Below are 18,006 nucleotides of genomic sequence, written 5' to 3'. Positions count from 1 at the left end.
AATGATATAGAGATAATTAACTAAATATACATCAGACATTTCAACATAAAAAAACCTCCCTTTTAGGAAGGCTCCTCTATATTTTTAAACAAACTCACCAATAACGCTTTTTGCGCGTGCAGTCGATTACCAGCTTGCTCAAAAACGATAGACTGTGGCCCATCTATAATCTCTCCAGTTACTTCTTCTTCACGATGAGCAGGCAAACAGTGCAGGAAACGATATGTTTGCTTTGCATGTATAACAAGCTCTTTATTTACTTGGAAAGGCTGGAATAAAGTATATTTCTCTGCTTCTCCTTCTTGGCCCATACTCATCCAAACGTCAGTATAAATAAAATCCGCTCCACTTACCGCTAATTCAGGATTATGCAAAATCTCAATTTCAGCCCCTGTTTCATCTGCAATCGCTAACGCTTTTTTAACAATTTCTTCATTCGGTTCATACCCTATGGGAGTCGCAACAGTCATATTCATTCCGACTTTTGCACTTGCTAGCAATAGTGAATGACATACATTATTTCCATCACCTACGTAAGCTAATTTAATTCCTTTAAACGTATGAACTTCTTCATATATCGTCATTAAATCTGCCAATGCTTGGCAAGGGTGATGATCATCAGTTAAACCGTTAATAACTGGGATACTGGACTCTTTTGCAAGCTCTTCTACATCTGCATGCGAGAATGTACGTATCATAATTCCATCAATATAATGAGATAGTACTTTCGCAGTATCTGAAACCGTTTCTCCTCTGCCAATTTGCATCTCTTTTCCACTTAAAAACATTCCATGTCCTCCGAGCTGTACCATCCCTGCTTCAAAAGAAACGCGAGTACGAGTTGAATGTTTATCAAAAATGAGACCTAATATTTTCCCTTGTAATAAAGGCTCCTGCTTGTTCTTTTTTAAATATATAGCGAACTCAATTAAAGAAATGATTTCTTCTTGCGTCAATTCTTCTAACGTTAAAAGATCTTTCGTATTTAATTTCGGTACTTGTACAGTTGACATGAAATTTCCCCCTTATATTATTGATACATTTTTTGTACAAACCACTTCTTTTATCATATATACTGCCTGTTCTAGCTCTTCATTCGTTACAATAAGTGGTGGTAATAGTCTTATAACATTAGGCCCTGCTTGTAATACGAGAAGTCCTGCTTTTTCTAGTTGTTCTATGAAATTTGCAATCTCATGCTTACATTCGATTCCTATCATAAGTCCCTTACCACGAATGTCTTGAATACATTCGACATGAAGCAGTTCTTCTTGCAATTTCTTTAATGCATACTCGCCCTTTTCCTGTACCTCTTCAAAAAACGCTGGTTCCTTAATGAACTGCAATACTTCTTTCGCTGCAGTCATGGCAATATAATTCCCGCCGAAAGTTGAACCGTGTGACCCTGTAGTAAAAGAAGAACCTAGTTCTTTCCGGCCAATCATCGCTCCAACTGGAATACCATTCCCAAGCGCCTTTGCGATGGTAACGATATCAGGACCTATTCCCATTTGCTCATAAGCGAATAGTGTTCCTGCCCTGCCTATTCCAGTTTGTACTTCATCTATAATAAAAAGAGCATTGTACTCATTACATAGTTTTTCAATTTCCTTCAAAAAGGATGGATCAGCTAATATTACTCCTCCTTCTCCTTGAACAACTTCTACCATTACCGCCGCAACTTCTTCATTCATTACTTCCTCTAATGCTTGTATATCGTTAAATGGTGTATGTAAAAAAGACGGAAGTAATGGACCAAATCCTTCTTTCACTTTATCTTGCCCCGTTGCGCTCATCGTTCCAAATGTTCTGCCGTGGAAAGATTGCTCACATGTTACTACGAGAGATTTCCCAGTATGCTTACGTGCTAGCTTTAAAGCCGCTTCATTTGCCTCCGCCCCGCTATTACAAAAAAACACATAATCTAATGCTGTATTTTCTGTTAATAACGATGCGACCTCTTCTTGTAAGGAGTTCGTAAACAAGTTAGATATATGCCATATGTTTCCAAGTTGCTTTTCTACTGCCTTTACAACCGTAGGATGACAATGTCCTAAGTTACATACTCCAATACCAGAAGTGAAATCTAAATATTGCTCACCATTTTTATCAATAACTTTCGCCCCATTGCCCTTTACAAACTCAATAGTTCTTCTCCCATATGTTTGAAAAAGATGACTTGTCATACGATACTCACTCCTTTCGTTACCGTCGTTCCAATACACTCTCCGGTAACTTCAGCAAAGTCTTTTGCACCATTCACGACACTTACCTTTTGCACTCCCATTTTTAATGATGTCAGTGCCGCCTGTACTTTCGGAATCATCCCACCTGTAATAACTCCTTTTTCTATAAAAGTAACAATTTCAGATTCATCCGTTTTCTTAACCAATTTTCCTTCATGTAATATCCCATCTACATCCGTAATAAAAATGAGCTCTTTTGCGGATAGTGCGGCCGCAATCCCAGCTGCTGCGGTATCAGCATTAATGTTATAAACTTCATTACCATTTATCCCGATTGGAGCAATCACAGGAATATAATTCATATCTATCAATCCTTTTAATAAGGCTGTTTCTACATAACTTACTTCTCCTACATATCCTATCTCTTCACCAACAGGTTGAACTTGAAGTAAATTACCGTCACATCCTGAAAGCCCCACCGCAAGTAAATTATGTTTTTGTAAATTCATTACGATTTTTTTATTCGTACTTCCGCATAGCACCATTTGAACAACATCCATAACCTCTTTCGGCGTTACTCGTAATCCATCTTTCTTTTCTATCTTGATATTAGCGTCTTCTAACTTGGCATCAATTTCTGGGCCACCGCCATGGACAATAACAACCTTATACTTATTTTGCAATTTCTTTATGCAATCAAAAAACACACTATTTAATCGATTCAACATGCTACCGCCACATTTAACTACAATATAATCACTCATCTTCTCTCTCCTTATGTACGATAACAAGCATTTATTTTCACATATTCATAACTTAAGTCGCAGCCCCAAGCTGATCCCGTTTCATCTCCTAAATGTAAACACACATCAATTTTTATTTCATGTTCTTGTAATTTCTTTGTCATTTCCTCTTCAGAAAACATTTGAGGCTCACTATTTTTTAATACGGCGATAGATTGAAGAGTTATATCAATTGTATTTGGGTTAATAGTTACTTCACTCTGTCCAATACTACTAATAATCCGTCCCCAATTTGGATCCTCACCATATATCGCTGTTTTCACAAGACTTGAACCAACTATTTGTTTTGCAATTTTCTTTGCTTCTTCATTTGTTTTAGCGCCTTGCACATTTACTTCTATTAACTTCGTAGCACCTTCACCATCTTGTGCAATTTTTTTCGCTAAATCTTCACATACCTTTTGTAAAGAAAATACGAAAGTTTCCCAGTCCTTATGTTCCATATTCATCGTTTTCGTTTCTGATAATCCACTTGCCATAACGATGACCATATCATTTGTAGAAGTATCTCCGTCCACCGTAATTTGATTAAACGTATGATTCGTAATTTGTGATAATACTGTTTGCAATACTTCATGCTCTATATTTGCGTCTGTTGTAATAAAACTAAGCATCGTTGCCATATTCGGGTGGATCATCCCTGAACCTTTTGCGACCCCAGCAATGCTCACTGCTTCCCCATCAATTATCATCTCATAGCAAGTTTCTTTCGTTATAAGGTCTGTCGTTAAAATTGCTTCACAAAAAGAATGAGCTTCACTTACTTCCTTTGTTGGCACAAGAGATTCTATTCCCTTTCGAATGATATCCATCGGTAAAGGTACTCCAATTACACCTGTTGAAGCGACTGCGACGTACTTTTCTTTTACTCCAAAGTGTTCCGCTCCTAATGTTCGCATCTCATAAGCATCTTGCAATCCTTTCATGCCCGTACAAGCATTTGCATTTCCGCTATTTACAACAATTGCTTGTAATTTCCCTTCTGCTGCTATGCTATCCTTCGTTACTTGCAACGGCGCTGCTTGTATTTGATTTGTTGTATACACAGCGGCACATGATGCTGGCACCTCACAAACGATTGCACCCACATCCTTTTTCACCTTTTTCAGACCATTTGCAGTACCGATTGCCGAAAAGCCTTTCGGCGTAACAATTGAACCATTTGCTAATTTTGTAATAGACGATGTTTTAATCATAATTTCCCCCTTATGGATAAAGCGGCATATGCTGTAAACCCGTTGTCTCTTCTAGTCCCGCTAATAAATTTGCATTTTGAACTGCTTGCCCTGCTGCGCCTTTCATCATATTGTCTATCACAGAAACTACTGTAATTCTTTCTGTTCTTTCATCGTAAGCCATCCCAATATCACAATAATTTGAGCCCCTCACTTCTTTTGGACTTGGAAACTCTCCTTGCGTGCGAATTCGAATAAAAGCCGATTGCTCATACGTTTCTTCATATAATTTTTGAAGTTGTGCTATCTTCATTTCTCGTTTCACTTTCGCATAAAGTGTAACCATAATCCCCCGTGATATCGGTATTAAATGTGTACTAAACGTGATTGGATTCGTTTCCCTATTCCCCTCTGCAAGCATTTGCTCAATCTCAGGAACGTGTTGATGCTCATTTACTTTATAAATGTGCAAGTTATCGTATAGCTCAGGAAAATGAGTCATTGTTGTTGGCGTTTTGCCCGCTCCAGATACTCCTGATTTGGCATCAATAATAATTGAATCTTCTTCAATCATGCCGCTACGTACTAACGGCAATATCGCTAATAATGCAGCTGTAGCAAAACATCCTGGGTTTGCAATTAAATTTGCATTTTGAATCTCGGACCTTTTCCATTCACTTAATCCATATACCGCTTTCCTAAGAACTTCTTCTTTTGCAGCTGCCCTTTTATACCACTGTTCATATGTCGAAGGATCTTTCATGCGAAAGTCTCCAGATAAATCAATTACTTTTAAACCTACTGCTAATAATTTTGGAGTTAACTCTGCCGACACTCCTGCTGGGGTTGCTAAAAATACAATTTCTGCTTTCTTCTCTATTTCCTCTGCATCAATTTCTTGTAACGTATGGACAAGAACATTTTGAAAATGCGGATATACATTTGTTATACACTCGCCAACTTGCGAAAAAGAATGGAGAGATGCTATCGAAAAATATGGATGTTGCTCTAATAACCGAATTAACTCAATACCTCCATACCCAGTTGCTCCAATAATCGCGACTTTCATATGCTCCTCCTCTATCGATTCTTTAAATTAAGTATGATTATAATATTGTATATTTATAGAGTCAATTAAATATTTATAAATTTTTAAAACTTAAAAAACTTAATTTTACTAAGAAAACAATATATACGATCTAATTTTTATACAAAAACAATGTATAATAGTATTTTCATTTCACTTCAAGTACAATAAAACAATACATGTATACATACAGGCGGGGAAAAACATGAATGAAAAATTAATTGAGAAAATGATTACAAAAAGTTTTCGGCAATATCAATGTAATCCTGTTTCAAAAGAGGATCAGGAAATGCTAATTAAACATATTCAAACGATAATTCATTCAAATACTGAAATTGATGTATACGAGGCAGTTGAGGATATCGTTTACGATTATGTGACTGGAAAATAAAAAAATAGGAGATTTCCATATGGAAATCTCCTATTTTTTACTTAATGATTTGCCTGCAACACGTTCAAATAAACCTGGGAATAATGCGTAGAGCTTTGGCCCCATTCCCATCCACTTTGGCAAGTTTACTTCACGTTTTTTCGTTTGCATCGCCTTTACGATTTGTTCTGCTACATATGTTGGTTTTAACATGTAACGTCCCATATTTTTCACATATGTACCTGATTGATCGGCTATTTCAAAAAAGTTCGTATCTATCGGTCCTGGGTTAATTGCTGTTACATACACATTTTTGTTAGATAACTCCATACGCAAGCTATTCGTAAATCCTAATACAGCGTGTTTTGTTGCTGCATAAGCACTCGACTTCGGAGTTGCAATTTTTCCAGCCAATGAAGCAATATTAATAATTTGTCCTTCGTTCCTTTTTACCATATAAGGTAATACAGCTTTCGTACAAGCTACTAATCCAAATACATTTACTTGAAACATATCCTTTACTTCATCCATTGAAGCATCTTCAAACGTTTTAAAAATACCAAACCCAGCATTATTTACCAATATATCAATACGTCCTACTTCTTGTAATACCTTTGAAAAAACAGATTGTACTTTCGTTTCTTCACTTACATCTAATACATAGTAATAGCAAGGCGTATTATAAGTTACTTTAATTTTGTCTGCTAATGCTTGTAGCTTCTCTTCCGTTCGAGCCATTAATACGGGCGTCGCCCCTTGCTCTGCAACCTGCATTGCAACTTGCTCTCCAATTCCACTAGAAGCACCTGTAATGACGATTACTTTTTCTCGTAAACGTCCCGTCATTGCTGTCACCTACTTTGCATAATAAATCAATTGTTGTGAGGATTCATCAATCATCACTTGTTGATTATATGCTAAAAAATCTAATTGTCCAACAGTTTCTGAGATAGTAAGTGGCAATTGCTCTTTATATAAGACCGGAAATAGTTTTACACATACTTCAAATGCTGTCATTGGCTTTTCCTTTAATAGTTCAAGTACTTTAAAAGCACGTATCTCTTGCTTTTGTAACCTTGTTTCAATAAGTTGTTTCACATTCAGAACATCTTCCCCATGCCCTGATAAAATACGTGAAATATTCATTTCACTTAAACGTTTTAACGTTTGATTGTACTGCAATAAAGGACGCGCTCTTTCTGTTTGCCCTTCATATGGTGGTTCTAATATTGGATTTGAAGAAATATGACTAATGAGAGCATCCCCACCAATTAATATTCCATCAGATTCTCTATATAATGAAATATGAGTGGAAGCATGACCCGGGGTTTCAATCACTGTAAATCCAGGTAACGAATCTATACGATCTCCCTCTCTCACGGTATGTGTTAACGATCTATTACAAGAATATTTAAGTGTCTTCGTCGTCAATAACGCCTCATCATTCAGAAATACTGCTGGAACGCCGAACTGCAAGGCTGTCTCTTTAAAAAATTCATGATACCTCTTTAAAAATTCAGCATTCTGTGTAATCCACGGTTCATTCCAAGGATGTCCGATAATCTTTACTTTTTCAGAAAATGTATTTAAAAGTCCGCAATGATCCGCATGGTGATGCGTAATCACTACCGTTTCAATATCTTCTATCTTATACCCTAATGCACCTAATTGACTTTCTAATGCCTTCTTTGCTTCTTCTGTATTTGTCCCTGTATCAATTAACGTTAATGTTTCTCCCTCAACTAAAAACACATTCACTGTCTCAACTGCAAATGGAACAGGAATCTCCATTCGATGAATCGCCGTCATGCTTAGCCCCCCCTGTCTTTTTCCGGTTCAAAAATGAATACCTCTTCAGTTTACAACTTCCCTATAAATTTGTCATTATTTTCAGATAAAAAGAGGTGTTTTCCATTAAAAAACGAATGTATGTACATTTATAAGTATTTCTAACCAAATTTAAAGGAGGCACATCATGTCTATGCAAAACATTTCCTTTCTCGGTGCAGGCTCTATTGCCGAAGCGATTATTGGTGGTTTATTAAACGCAAATGTTGTTAAGGGAGAACATGTCACTGTAAGTAATCGTTCTAACGAGACAAGATTACAGGAGTTACATAAAAAATACGGTGTCAAAGGTACACATAATAAAAAGGAATTACTTGCTGATGCAAATATTCTTTTTCTAGCTATGAAGCCAAAAGATGTCGCAGAAGCGATTATTCCTCTTAAAGAATACATAAATAATGACTTGCTTATTATTTCGTTATTAGCAGGTGTTTCTACTCATTCAATTAGAAACCTACTTCAAAAAGACGTTCCGATTATTCGTGCAATGCCAAATACATCTGCAGCCATTTTAAAATCCGCCACCGCTATCTCACCTTCAGAACACACAACGGAGGAACATATTCGCATTGCAACATCGTTATTCGAAACGATTGGTCTCGTCTCTGTTGTAGAAGAAGAAGATATGCATGCTGTAACTGCATTATCCGGAAGTGGACCAGCTTATATTTATTACCTGGTAGAGGCAATGGAAGAGGCAGCAAAAAAAATTGGTTTAAAAGAAGATGTTGCAAAATCTCTTATTCTTCAGACGATGATTGGTGCTGCTGAAATGCTAAAAGCAAGCGAAAAACACCCTTCTATTTTGCGAAAAGAAATTACTTCTCCTGGTGGAACAACTGAAGCAGGTATTGAAGTATTACAGGAGCATAATTTTCAACAAGCATTAATCTCATGTATTACACAAGCAACGAAACGATCACACGATCTTGGAAAAACATTAGAAAAAATAGCAAAAGAAAAATAAAAACGGAGCTCAACTTTATTTGAGCTCCGTTTTTACTTTAATCATATGATATGCTTTTAGTTATTACTCTTACCAAAAATCTCTTCTTGCAGACGACGACCTGTTGGTGTTGCCGCAAGTCCACCTTCTGCTGTTTCACGAAGTGCTACTGGCATCGTTTGTCCAATTCTAAACATCGCCTCAATGACTTCATCACATGGAATTGTACTAGTTACACCAGCTAATGATAAATCAGCTGAAATCATGGCATTCGCAGCTCCTGCTGCATTACGTTTTACACAAGGTACTTCTACAAGCCCTGCAACAGGATCACATACTAAACCAAGCATATTCTTTAATGAAATCGCCATCGCTGTAGCTGCTTGATCTTGTGTTCCACCAGCCATCTCAACTGCTGCTGCCGCTGCCATTCCACTTGCTGAACCTACTTCAGCTTGGCAACCTCCTGCAGCGCCGGAAATACAAGCATTATTCGCAACAACCATACCGAAAGCTCCTGCTGTAAATAAAAATTCAATCATTTCTTCACGTGTAGGCTGTAATTTTTCTTTAAGTGCAAACAGTACACCTGGCACTGTTCCAGCAGAACCTGCTGTTGGTGTTGCACAAATGATTCCCATCGCTGCGTTTACTTCATTTGTCGCAACCGCTTTACTCACTGCGTCCAAAATTGTATCCCCAGATAAGCCTTTTCCGCTCTTCATATACTCTCGAACTTTCACAGCATCTCCGCCAGTTAAACCCGTCGGTGATTTTACACCACGAATACCACGTTCTACTGCTTGTTCCATCACGACTAAGTTCTTTTCCATACCAGCAATTACTTCTTCACGTGAAATACGTCTTGTATCCATTTCACATTGAATCATAATTTCTGCGATTTTTACATTTTGCTCTTTAGCTTGCGCCACTAGTTCCGCTGCGTTCCGAAACATGGTGTTTCCCCCCTGCAATTAATCCATAATAGTTACTTGGCAAATATTTTGTTGTCCATTTATTTCTTCAATCACTTCATCTGCTAATAATTCATCTGTTTCAATGACCATAAGCGCTCTTCTTCCTTTTTCTTTACGAGAAACACTCATTGTACTAATGTTAATCTCATGCTTAGCAAGGATTGAAGCTACAGCTGCGATAGCACCAAAGCGATCGTTATTTACAATAAGTAGTGCTGGACTCGTGCCTGTTAATTGAAGATCGAATCCGTTTAATTCTACAACTTCAATTTTACCGCCACCAATTGAGCAAGCAACAACTTCAATTTCCTCTTCACCTTTATACAGACGAATTTTCGCTGTATTTGGATGCGGAGCATTTGCATCTTCTTCAATAAATTCCACTTCAATCCCGCGTTCTTTTGCAATATCTAACGCACTTGGAATACGTAAATCATCTGTTTCAAATCCTAGTATTCCACCGATTAGCGCTACATCGGTACCGTGACCACGGTATGTTTTTGCAAATGAACCATATAATGAAATGCTAACTCTCTCTGGCTCATGACGAAACAGCTGACGAGCAACTTGCCCCATTCTTGCCGCGCCTGCTGTATGTGAACTTGATGGACCAATCATAACTGGACCAATAATATCAAACACTGAGCGGTACTTCATCATAACTCCCCCTAAACCTCTATGAAAATTTTTTCTACTATTCTATTAAGCTGCCACATCTGTTGCTTTTTCAGCCGTACCACGAATTTGCTCCGCTGTACGAATTGGATAGTTTTTGAATAGCAGTGAACCAATATATCCTGAAATAATACCAGATACCATAATACATAAGAAACATAACGTTACTTTCATTGGATCATTAAATCTAATCCTTCTGGTACACATTTTTCAATTTGTTTTACTAAAAATGATATAAGATAACCAGTAATAAAGCCTGGTAGCAATCCAAAGTTTAACACAGAAGCCCCTACAAGCATAGCATAAACAGGTGATACACCCATTGCTAATGCAACTAAAGTTGCACCGGCTACCCCGCCTAGACTACCTGCTGATTGTCCAACCTCTTTTAAAAATGGTATACCAATTAAATCTCCATGATGCCCTCTCCCTTTTTAGTCAATTTCGTTTGTTACGAAAAATGGCTAAAACGCACGCTGTAACTTACTATAAATTATAATGTGCCCTCATTATAGCTTGTTTTTTATGAAACGCTTACTTTTATTGAATTTTAAAATTTCTGAATAAAAATCCGTTTTTCCTATTTGTATCACTTGTATGTCGTCCTACTTATATAACAGTTTTTCTAAATAATCGATATTATATATTTTTATCCTATATCTCTAAACCATTACAACTTTCTGTGTTATCCAATATAAATATAAAATGATAACAGTTTTAGTAAAAAAAAATTTTATTATAAATAAAAAAAATGGCAAACATATGTCACCATTTTTTTGAACATTACTTTTCTACTGGAAATGATTTCAAATCCATCGCGATTTCTGTATTAGAAAATAACTCTCTTGCTTCTTTCAGCAATTCCTTATATGTATCTCCTTGATAACGAGAACTAATATGTGTCAATATTAATCGCTTTACATTTGCATTTAATGCAATACGCGCAGCTTGTTCTGTTGTTGAATGGAAATAGTCATGTGCTTGCTGTTCATCTTCTGCCGCAAAAGTCGCTTCATGAACAAGTACATCAGCATCTTGCGCAAGCTCTCTACTCGCTTCGCAATATCGTGTATCGCCTAAAATTGTAATAACTCTGCCTTTTTGAGGCGGGCCGATAAAATCTTTTCCATTTAACACTGTGCCATTCTCTAATTCAACTACTTCACCATCTTTTAAGCGTTTAAAAACTGGACCAGGTTTCACACCCATTCCCAGTAATTTATCCACTAAAAGAGCTCCCTGTATATCTTTCTCTACAATCCGATATCCGAAACATTCGATTCCGTGTGATAACCTTTTTGTTTCTACACAGAATTCATTATCCTCAAACACAATACCTTCTTCCGTAATCTCAACGATTTCAAGTGGATATTTAACATGTGTCGTACTTACTAATAACGCTACTTCAATAAATTGTTTAATTCCTTTTGGGCCGTACACTGTTAACGGCGTCGTTCCTCCTTGAAAAGAACGGCTCCCTAATAAACCAGGCAGACCAAAAATATGATCTCCATGTAAATGGGTAATAAATATTTTTTCAATGCGTCTTGGGCGTACAGATGTATGTAAAATTTGATGCTGAGTCGCTTCACCACAGTCAAATAGCCATGTTTGCCCTCGTTCTTCTAGCAATTGTAAGGCGATTGCTGAAACGTTCCTTCCTTTTGAAGGAACACCTGCACCAGTTCCTAAAAATACAAATTCCACTTTCTTTCCTCCAGCTCTTTATATAATCTATCTTTCATCTTACGGAATGTTATTTCAAATGGCAAATTGAATTTACATAACCAATCATCTAGACAACTATATAACACGAACATTCAAAATAAAAAACTTAACAATCATTCGTGTTTTGTAGTAATATAACTATATCACATATAAAGGGAGCGTTTTATTATGAAAGAAGTATTTCGTTTACAAACTGATTTTTCATCTTCATTTGATCGCTGGGTAAGTTCTTTCGTTTCTGATCACCCAGCACAACTAGAGTGGACGACTTTAAAAGAATTAATTCATGAATATACAACATCACATACAAATGAGACGTTACCAACATATATTTCTTCGGCTTTAACATATTACGCACAACGCGTTTCAACAGCAAGTAATTCAGAGATTGTTATTTTTGAAAACCCTACAATCTCATAATCTATAAAAAAAAGCACTGTGATCAGTGCTTTTTTTTATGTTCATTAATTTTTAATTTTCACATCTTATTTCATACTATATACCAATCATAAATCTATTTAATTTTTCAAAAAAACAGATTAAAAAGATATTGACACTATGATTTTACAGTGCTAACATTCAACATGTAATTGAATATGGTCTCTGTTAGGTGAGGCTCCTGTATAGAGAAACGCTGCTGCCCAAAAATGTCGAGAGACGCCAATGGGTCAACAGGAAAGGTCGGAATGAAGGCCTTTCTTAACGTAGCTGGTTTCAGTACCTATGCTATACAGTGCTAAAACTCAACGAGGGAGAGGTGCGTATGTTTTGTCATACACAAAAACTGTTTTTATCTATGTTTAATAACAGTCTTTGTTGTTGACTCTTTTTGACTACGAATTCAGACCTTTACTCGTTTTGAGTAAAGGTCTTTTTTATATCTTTATGCACCTTACTATGAAACAAACATAGCATATTCAGAAACTACTAATTGTACGGAGGTGAGGAACAGTGGCAAGTGATGATTCGGCCCAGATACCCATATGTTTTACGTTAATATTTCACCATGTAGGTAGGAAAGAAGCTGTTCCTCCCAACTTTAAATAGTCGAGTAACAGATTGTTTCCTCCTTCATGAAAGAGGAGGAACTACCAATGTTAAATTTACAAAGACAAGAAACAAAGCATGCTTACGATCAAGATAGCATGAAAGCAAATAACGAATTATTAGTGGAAGTTGCAACACAGGATGTAAACTCTGCATTAAAACTCTTAGAAACAACACAAGATGGACTCTCTAAACAAGAAGCGTCTCGTAGACTTTCTTTATATGGTCCGAACGAAATTGCTCATAATAAAACATTGCCATGGTATATTCAATTTCTGATGGCATTTAAAAATCCATTTATTTTTGTTTTATTGGCTCTTGGAGCACTCTCTTTTTTCACAGATGACATACAAGGAACAATTGTCGTATCTGTAATGGTACTGCTAAGTGCAACGATTCGCTTTCTACAAGAATTCCGCTCTCAGAAAGCGGCGGATAAGTTAAAGGCTATGGTTCGAACAACTGCGAGTGTCTTTAGAATAGATGGATTTGTACACGAAACAAAAAACGTAACCAATTTAAACCGTAATCATACAATGGAAATTCCAATTGAAGAACTTGTACCTGGCGATATTATTTCACTTTCAGCTGGTGATATCGTTCCAGCTGATGTGCGTATTTTATCCGCTAAAGATTTATTTGTTAATCAATCTTCTTTAACAGGGGAAGCACTTCCTGTAGAAAAATACGAGAACTGCTACCATACGGAAAATAAACATATATTACCGAAAAACATGAAAAGAAATTACAATCCGCTCGATATGGAAAACCTTTGCTTTATGGGTACAAATATTGTTAGCGGTAGCGCAAAAGCTGTTGTTGTTTCAACTAGTACGGATACGTATTTCGGCTCTTTAGCAAAAAAGGTTATCGGAAAACGTGCAGAAACAAGCTTTGATAAAGGCGTAAACAAAGTAAGTTGGCTCTTAATCACATTCATGCTTATTATGGCACCCATTGTCCTTCTCATTAATGGATTCACAAAAGGAGATTGGCAAGAAGCTTTCTTCTTTGCTATTGCCGTTGCAGTTGGTCTTACACCTGAAATGTTACCAATGATTGTAACTGCTAATTTAGCTAAAGGTGCCGTGAACATGTCTAAAGAAAAAGTAATTGTAAAACAGCTAAACTCAATTCAAAACTTAGGTGCTATGAACATCCTTTGCACGGATAAAACTGGAACTTTAACAGAAGATAAAGTCGTCCTTGTTCGTCATTTAGATCCTAATGGAAATGAATGCAATCGCGTCTTACAATTTGCATATTTAAATAGCTTCTATCAAACTGGATTGAAAAATTTAATAGATAAAGCTGTCATTGAACATACAGAGGAAAACCATAAGTTTGATCCATCAACTTTTCAAAAGCTAGATGAAATTCCATTCGATTTCGCTCGTCGTCGCATGTCTGTTATCGTGAAAGATATTTCAGGTGAACAGACAATGGTTTGTAAAGGTGCCGTAGAAGAAATTTTATCAATTTGTAATTACACTGAAGTGGATGGGCAAATTGTCCCTCTTACTGAAGAAATGAGAGCAAATGTAAAACATCTTAGCGAAACTTTAAACAGTGAAGGAATGCGTGTCATTGCTGTAGCATACAAGAAAGATAACAAACCTTATCATAAAGCTTATGCAGTACAAGATGAATCCGCTATGATCCTTACTGGATATATCGGCTTTTTAGATCCGCCTAAACCATCTGCTGCTTCTGCAATTCAAGCATTGCATAAACACGGCGTACAAGTGAAAATCTTAACGGGCGATAACGAAATTGTTACAAGAAAAGTTTGTAAAGAAGTGGGATTAAATATAGGTGAGCCTGTCCTTGGTTACGAAATTGATTCTTTACCAGATAAAGCATTAGCGAAACTAGCAGAAGAAACAACAGTGTTCGCAAAACTAAATCCAATGCAAAAGTCCCGCATCATTCGTGTATTGCAAGGTAATGGTCATACTGTAGGTTATATGGGGGATGGTATTAACGATGCCGTTGCACTACGTGATGCTGATGTTGGAATATCTGTTGATACTGCTACTGACATTGCAAAAGAATCTTCCGATATTATTCTACTTGAAAAAAGTTTAACTATATTAGAAGCAGGTATTTTAGAAGGACGCACTACTTTCGGCAATATTTTAAAATATATAAAAATGACAGCTAGCTCTAACTTCGGAAATGTATTTAGTGTATTAGTGGCAAGTGCTTTCATTCCATTCTTACCGATGCTTGCAATTCATCTGTTAATTCAAAACTTACTTTATGATATTTCACAGCTTTCAATTCCATGGGATAAAATGGATAAGGAATTTTTAGAGAAGCCTAGAAAATGGGATACTGCAAACTTGCGTAACTTCATTATTTGCATCGGTCCAATTAGCTCTATATTCGATATTATCACATTCGTTGTCATGTGGAATGTATTCGGTGCAAATACACCTGGAGAACAATCACTATTCCAATCAGGTTGGTTTGTCGTTGGGCTACTAACTCAAACATTAATTGTTCATATGATCAGAACACAGAAGATTCCGTTCATTCAAAGTACAGCATCAATACCAGTTCTTTTATTAACCGCTTGTATTATGGCAATCGGAATTTATATTCCATTCTCACCACTTGGTGCAGCAATTGGTTTACAAGCATTACCACTAAGCTACTTCCCGTGGCTCATAGGAATATTATTAGGTTATGCTTTCTTAACACAATTCCTGAAAAAACTTTATATTAAAAAATTTCATAGCTGGTTGTAAAAATAATAATGAGTGGGTATTCTCCACTCATTATTTTAAAAACATAACATAATCATTACTTAAATGTATGGAGGTGACTATGATGGTATGGTATGACATTGTATTAAGATTATTTATAGCAATTATTGTAGGAGCTTGTATCGGAATGGAAAGACAATGGAGACACCGAATGGCTGGTCTACGGACAAATGCTCTCGTATCACTTGGTGCCTGTATATTTGTTTTATTATCCGTCATGCTTGATCATGATGCTAGTCCGTCACGCATCGCTGCTCAAGTTGTTAGTGGTATTGGCTTCTTAGGGGGCGGCGTTATTATCCGCGATGGTTTTAGTATTAGAGGCCTAAATACTGCGGCTACTTTATGGTGTGCAGCTGCTGTTGGTACTCTTACAGGTGCGGGTTTCCTCGTTGCAGCTATATTAGGCGCAACCGGCGTGTTACTAGCAAATATACTCCTTCGCCCAATCGCTCTATTTATGAACAATAAATCAAAAGAAGAATCACCTGAACAAACAAATTACTTCCTTTCTCTTACTTGTTCAGAAGAAAATGAAGCACATATTCGTTTTTTACTCATGCACATGGTAAGTTCTGAAGGTCTCGGTTTAAAAGAATTGTATAGTGAAGATGTTGATTCTAATCAAAAAGTATGTATACAAGCCACATTACATTGCAAGACAAATGCGGCTGTCTTAATTGAAAAAATAGTAAGTAGAATGCTTTTGGAATCTGGTGTTACTGCTGCAGGCTGGAAAACTTCATTAGATTTAGAGGCAGGTTAAATACAAAAAGTGTCATGATATAAATCCATTTTTTGGTTTCCATCTTTTAAGCAACGGCTGGATACTCTTTTCTATCTAAAAAGAAAGGGGGTATATTCATGACACCTTTTACATACATCCATTTTTTGTCTTCAATTTATACACAAAATGGATAATCAAAAACAACCCATACCCGTTTGATTTTTTTGTTTTAATTTGGCATGGGGCCGAAAAAGGATCTGACCGCTTCTACGCATGGCCGGATTCCCTCTTCCATCTAAAAAAAGAAGGTTTTACATTCATGACACCTTCTACATAAACTTATTTTCTAATTTTTGCTGAAACGACTTCTCTTGCTTACGCAATAATTGACTACCTCGCTGTAAAAGAGGTGTTCCGTACTTATCATTAATTTGATCAATAACAGCGAGTAACGGCTCTTCTTTCGCATCTTCTTCAAATGAAAATAAATCTAACTGTTTCACTGATTCTGTCTTCCACTCTAATTCAGTAGCTGTAACACCTAACAAACGAACAGAATCACCATCCCAGTGTTGCTTCCATAAACGTGATGCTGCTTGGAAAATAACCCGTTCTTCCCATATTGCATTTTTCAATTGTTTACTCCGTGTTACTGTGCGACGATCATGGTATTTAATCATAATTTGAATGTTATAACTAACGAGAGTTCGTTTTTGTAGCCTTTTGCTTACTGATTTCGATAATCTTTCTAACATATCAAGTAATTCTTTTTCTTCGTCCATATCCTTTGAGAAAGTCATAGAATTTCCAACGCTTTTATGTTGTCCCATTTGATTCGGGTCAACTTCCCTGTCATCCATACCTTTTGCACGTTTTTGTAAATCAACACCATGCTTTCCAATTTTAGCGCGAATGATATGCTCGTCTCCTTTTGCTAACTGTTCAATTGTATGTATATGAATGTCTTTTAGTTTTTCAGCTGTTTTTTCTCCGATTCCATGCATCTCTGCAACTGATCGTGGCCAAATAATTTCTGGGATATCACGTTTTCGGAGTACTGTAATACCAAGAGGTTTTTTCATATCTGAAGCAGTCTTTGCTAGGAAAAGGTTTGGGGCAATCCCAATGCTACATGGAAGCTGTAACTCTGTTACTAACGCTTGTTGAATCATCTTCGCTATTTCAAGAGGCGAACCGAGCGCATAGCAATCTGTAATATCTAAATACCCTTCATCTATAGAAAACGGTTGTATTTTCTCTGTAAAACGGGAAAGAATTTGAAACATTTGAAATGAAGCTTCTCGATATAATGTAAAATTAGGGTGCCTCACAACTAATTGCGGACATAATCGCTTCGCTTCCCATAGAGGCATCGTCGTACGTATTCCATATTCTCTCGCCTCATAACTACATGTTATGATAATTCCTTTTCTCTCTTTTTCATTCCCCGCAATCGCTAATGGCTTTCCTTGTAATGATGGGTCATGAGCAATTTCAACAGATGCGAAAAAACAATTCATATCTACATGTAAAATAACACGACCATTTTTCGGATACATTTCTCGCATAATACTCACCCCTTAAAGAACATTTGTTCCTTCATTATATCAAATTTATTTACAAGTTATAATAATTATTGGCTTTTCTCTATCTATTTTTTGCTATA

The 18,006-nt window shown here is 36.5% G+C and carries 18 protein-coding genes and 1 riboswitch; of the genes, 5 read left to right on the top strand and 13 right to left on the bottom strand.

The genetic code is table 11. The annotated features are described in order from the left end of the window. Nucleotides 1–62: 62 nt before the first annotated feature. Genes argF through argC form a run of 5 tightly spaced genes read right to left on the bottom strand, consistent with a single transcriptional unit; the run spans nt 63 to nt 5,233 of the window. The gene (argF, locus tag ACFVQC_RS03920; RefSeq protein ID WP_002111686.1) at nt 63–1,013 is read right to left on the bottom strand and encodes an ornithine carbamoyltransferase; all 951 of its coding nucleotides are present in this window, start codon (nt 1,011–1,013) and stop codon (nt 63–65) included. Between the two features lie 12 nt (nt 1,014–1,025). Beyond that, nucleotides 1,026–2,186 carry an acetylornithine transaminase gene (locus ACFVQC_RS03915; RefSeq protein WP_377897443.1) on the bottom strand — a complete coding sequence of 387 codons (1,161 nt, stop codon included), beginning with the start codon at nt 2,184–2,186 and terminating at the stop codon, nt 1,026–1,028. Then, nucleotides 2,183–2,950, bottom strand: coding sequence for an acetylglutamate kinase (gene argB, locus ACFVQC_RS03910; RefSeq protein ID WP_377890374.1), 768 nt, complete (start codon nt 2,948–2,950; stop codon nt 2,183–2,185). Before argB ends, ACFVQC_RS03915 begins: the two co-directional genes overlap by 4 nt. An 11-nt stretch (nt 2,951–2,961) precedes the next feature. Further along, nucleotides 2,962–4,185 carry a bifunctional glutamate N-acetyltransferase/amino-acid acetyltransferase ArgJ gene (gene argJ, locus ACFVQC_RS03905; RefSeq protein ID WP_377890376.1) on the bottom strand — a complete coding sequence of 408 codons (1,224 nt, stop codon included), beginning with the start codon at nt 4,183–4,185 and terminating at the stop codon, nt 2,962–2,964. Nucleotides 4,186–4,195: 10 nt separating this feature from the next. Then, nucleotides 4,196–5,233 (bottom strand): N-acetyl-gamma-glutamyl-phosphate reductase, encoded by a 1,038-nt coding sequence (gene argC / locus ACFVQC_RS03900; RefSeq protein ID WP_377890378.1) that lies wholly within the window; start codon nt 5,231–5,233, stop codon nt 4,196–4,198. Between the two features lie 223 nt (nt 5,234–5,456). Between argC and ACFVQC_RS03895 the strand changes: the two genes are divergently transcribed. Beyond that, nucleotides 5,457–5,642, top strand: coding sequence for a YqzH family protein (locus ACFVQC_RS03895; RefSeq protein ID WP_002145860.1), 186 nt, complete (start codon nt 5,457–5,459; stop codon nt 5,640–5,642). A 30-nt stretch (nt 5,643–5,672) separates the two neighbouring features. Here the strand turns inward: ACFVQC_RS03895 and ACFVQC_RS03890 are convergent, their stop codons facing one another. Then, a complete protein-coding gene (locus ACFVQC_RS03890; RefSeq protein ID WP_377890381.1) occupies nt 5,673–6,467 on the bottom strand; it encodes an SDR family oxidoreductase in 795 nt (264 codons plus the stop codon). Nucleotides 6,468–6,476: 9 nt separating this feature from the next. Next, on the bottom strand, nt 6,477–7,430 hold the full coding sequence (locus tag ACFVQC_RS03885) for an MBL fold metallo-hydrolase (RefSeq protein WP_377890383.1): 954 nt from the start codon (nt 7,428–7,430) through the stop codon (nt 6,477–6,479). 166 nt (nt 7,431–7,596) lie between these two features. On the opposite strand from ACFVQC_RS03885, the gene proI reads away from it, so the two are divergent. Further along, nucleotides 7,597–8,436, top strand: a complete 840-nt coding sequence (gene proI / locus ACFVQC_RS03880; protein WP_070144788.1) for a pyrroline-5-carboxylate reductase ProI — start codon at nt 7,597–7,599, stop codon at nt 8,434–8,436. Between the two features lie 56 nt (nt 8,437–8,492). Here the strand turns inward: proI and sdaAA are convergent, their stop codons facing one another. The 5 genes from sdaAA to rnz form a co-directional block, all read right to left on the bottom strand. Next, entirely contained in the window at nt 8,493–9,371 is an 879-nt protein-coding gene (gene sdaAA, locus ACFVQC_RS03875; protein ID WP_002145856.1) for an L-serine ammonia-lyase, iron-sulfur-dependent, subunit alpha, read from the bottom strand. Between the two features lie 18 nt (nt 9,372–9,389). Continuing rightward, the gene (sdaAB, locus tag ACFVQC_RS03870) at nt 9,390–10,049 is read right to left on the bottom strand and encodes an L-serine ammonia-lyase, iron-sulfur-dependent subunit beta (protein WP_002145855.1); all 660 of its coding nucleotides are present in this window, start codon (nt 10,047–10,049) and stop codon (nt 9,390–9,392) included. 45 nt (nt 10,050–10,094) lie between these two features. Further along, the gene (locus ACFVQC_RS03865; protein WP_377890386.1) at nt 10,095–10,241 is read right to left on the bottom strand and encodes a hypothetical protein; all 147 of its coding nucleotides are present in this window, start codon (nt 10,239–10,241) and stop codon (nt 10,095–10,097) included. Further along, on the bottom strand, nt 10,238–10,468 hold the full coding sequence (locus ACFVQC_RS03860; RefSeq protein ID WP_377898128.1) for a PTS sugar transporter subunit IIC: 231 nt from the start codon (nt 10,466–10,468) through the stop codon (nt 10,238–10,240). The genes ACFVQC_RS03865 and ACFVQC_RS03860 overlap by 4 nt, the downstream gene beginning before the upstream one ends. Before the next feature lie 382 nt (nt 10,469–10,850). Then, nucleotides 10,851–11,774 (bottom strand): ribonuclease Z, encoded by a 924-nt coding sequence (rnz, locus tag ACFVQC_RS03855; RefSeq protein ID WP_016106118.1) that lies wholly within the window; start codon nt 11,772–11,774, stop codon nt 10,851–10,853. A 189-nt stretch (nt 11,775–11,963) separates the two neighbouring features. Between rnz and ACFVQC_RS03850 the strand changes: the two genes are divergently transcribed. The 3 genes from ACFVQC_RS03850 to ACFVQC_RS03840 all read left to right on the top strand — a co-directional run bounded on the left by ACFVQC_RS03850 (nt 11,964) and on the right by ACFVQC_RS03840 (nt 16,379). Next, nucleotides 11,964–12,215 (top strand): DUF3932 family protein, encoded by a 252-nt coding sequence (locus ACFVQC_RS03850; RefSeq protein ID WP_088292629.1) that lies wholly within the window; start codon nt 11,964–11,966, stop codon nt 12,213–12,215. Between the two features lie 175 nt (nt 12,216–12,390). Further along, nucleotides 12,391–12,558: riboswitch (M-box (ykoK) riboswitch) on the top strand. A 331-nt stretch (nt 12,559–12,889) separates the two neighbouring features. Beyond that, the gene (gene mgtA, locus ACFVQC_RS03845) at nt 12,890–15,595 is read left to right on the top strand and encodes a magnesium-translocating P-type ATPase (RefSeq protein WP_377890389.1); all 2,706 of its coding nucleotides are present in this window, start codon (nt 12,890–12,892) and stop codon (nt 15,593–15,595) included. A gap of 82 nt (nt 15,596–15,677) precedes the next feature. Next, the gene (locus ACFVQC_RS03840; RefSeq protein ID WP_033717706.1) at nt 15,678–16,379 is read left to right on the top strand and encodes an MgtC/SapB family protein; all 702 of its coding nucleotides are present in this window, start codon (nt 15,678–15,680) and stop codon (nt 16,377–16,379) included. A gap of 290 nt (nt 16,380–16,669) precedes the next feature. Here ACFVQC_RS03840 and ACFVQC_RS03835 read toward each other — a convergent pair whose 3' ends face one another. Then, nucleotides 16,670–17,908, bottom strand: a complete 1,239-nt coding sequence (locus ACFVQC_RS03835) for a DNA polymerase IV (protein ID WP_377890391.1) — start codon at nt 17,906–17,908, stop codon at nt 16,670–16,672. Between the last annotated feature and the right edge of the window lie 98 nt (nt 17,909–18,006).

Origin of the sequence: Bacillus sp. NPDC057893 (genome assembly GCF_042796455.1) — a bacterium.
Classification (GTDB): Bacteria; Bacillota; Bacilli; order Bacillales; family Bacillaceae_G; genus Bacillus_A.
The sequence above is the reverse complement of the archived record's forward strand: the minus strand, read 5'-3'. Positions and strand labels throughout refer to the sequence as shown.

Excerpts from the sequence above, each read along its gene's own strand:
- argF (WP_002111686.1), bottom strand. The coding sequence starts at position 1,013 with ATGTCAACTGTACAAGTACCGAAATTAAATACGAAAGATCTTTTAACG.
- ACFVQC_RS03915 (WP_377897443.1), bottom strand. The coding sequence starts at position 2,186 with ATGACAAGTCATCTTTTTCAAACATATGGGAGAAGAACTATTGAGTTT.
- argB (WP_377890374.1), bottom strand. The coding sequence starts at position 2,950 with ATGAGTGATTATATTGTAGTTAAATGTGGCGGTAGCATGTTGAATCGA.
- argJ (WP_377890376.1), bottom strand. The coding sequence starts at position 4,185 with ATGATTAAAACATCGTCTATTACAAAATTAGCAAATGGTTCAATTGTT.
- argC (WP_377890378.1), bottom strand. The coding sequence starts at position 5,233 with ATGAAAGTCGCGATTATTGGAGCAACTGGGTATGGAGGTATTGAGTTA.
- ACFVQC_RS03895 (WP_002145860.1), top strand. The coding sequence starts at position 5,457 with ATGAATGAAAAATTAATTGAGAAAATGATTACAAAAAGTTTTCGGCAA.
- ACFVQC_RS03890 (WP_377890381.1), bottom strand. The coding sequence starts at position 6,467 with ATGACGGGACGTTTACGAGAAAAAGTAATCGTCATTACAGGTGCTTCT.
- ACFVQC_RS03885 (WP_377890383.1), bottom strand. The coding sequence starts at position 7,430 with ATGACGGCGATTCATCGAATGGAGATTCCTGTTCCATTTGCAGTTGAG.
- proI (WP_070144788.1), top strand. The coding sequence starts at position 7,597 with ATGTCTATGCAAAACATTTCCTTTCTCGGTGCAGGCTCTATTGCCGAA.
- sdaAA (WP_002145856.1), bottom strand. The coding sequence starts at position 9,371 with ATGTTTCGGAACGCAGCGGAACTAGTGGCGCAAGCTAAAGAGCAAAAT.
- sdaAB (WP_002145855.1), bottom strand. The coding sequence starts at position 10,049 with ATGAAGTACCGCTCAGTGTTTGATATTATTGGTCCAGTTATGATTGGT.
- ACFVQC_RS03865 (WP_377890386.1), bottom strand. The coding sequence starts at position 10,241 with ATGAAAGTAACGTTATGTTTCTTATGTATTATGGTATCTGGTATTATT.
- ACFVQC_RS03850 (WP_088292629.1), top strand. The coding sequence starts at position 11,964 with ATGAAAGAAGTATTTCGTTTACAAACTGATTTTTCATCTTCATTTGAT.
- mgtA (WP_377890389.1), top strand. The coding sequence starts at position 12,890 with ATGTTAAATTTACAAAGACAAGAAACAAAGCATGCTTACGATCAAGAT.
- ACFVQC_RS03840 (WP_033717706.1), top strand. The coding sequence starts at position 15,678 with ATGGTATGGTATGACATTGTATTAAGATTATTTATAGCAATTATTGTA.
- ACFVQC_RS03835 (WP_377890391.1), bottom strand. The coding sequence starts at position 17,908 with ATGCGAGAAATGTATCCGAAAAATGGTCGTGTTATTTTACATGTAGAT.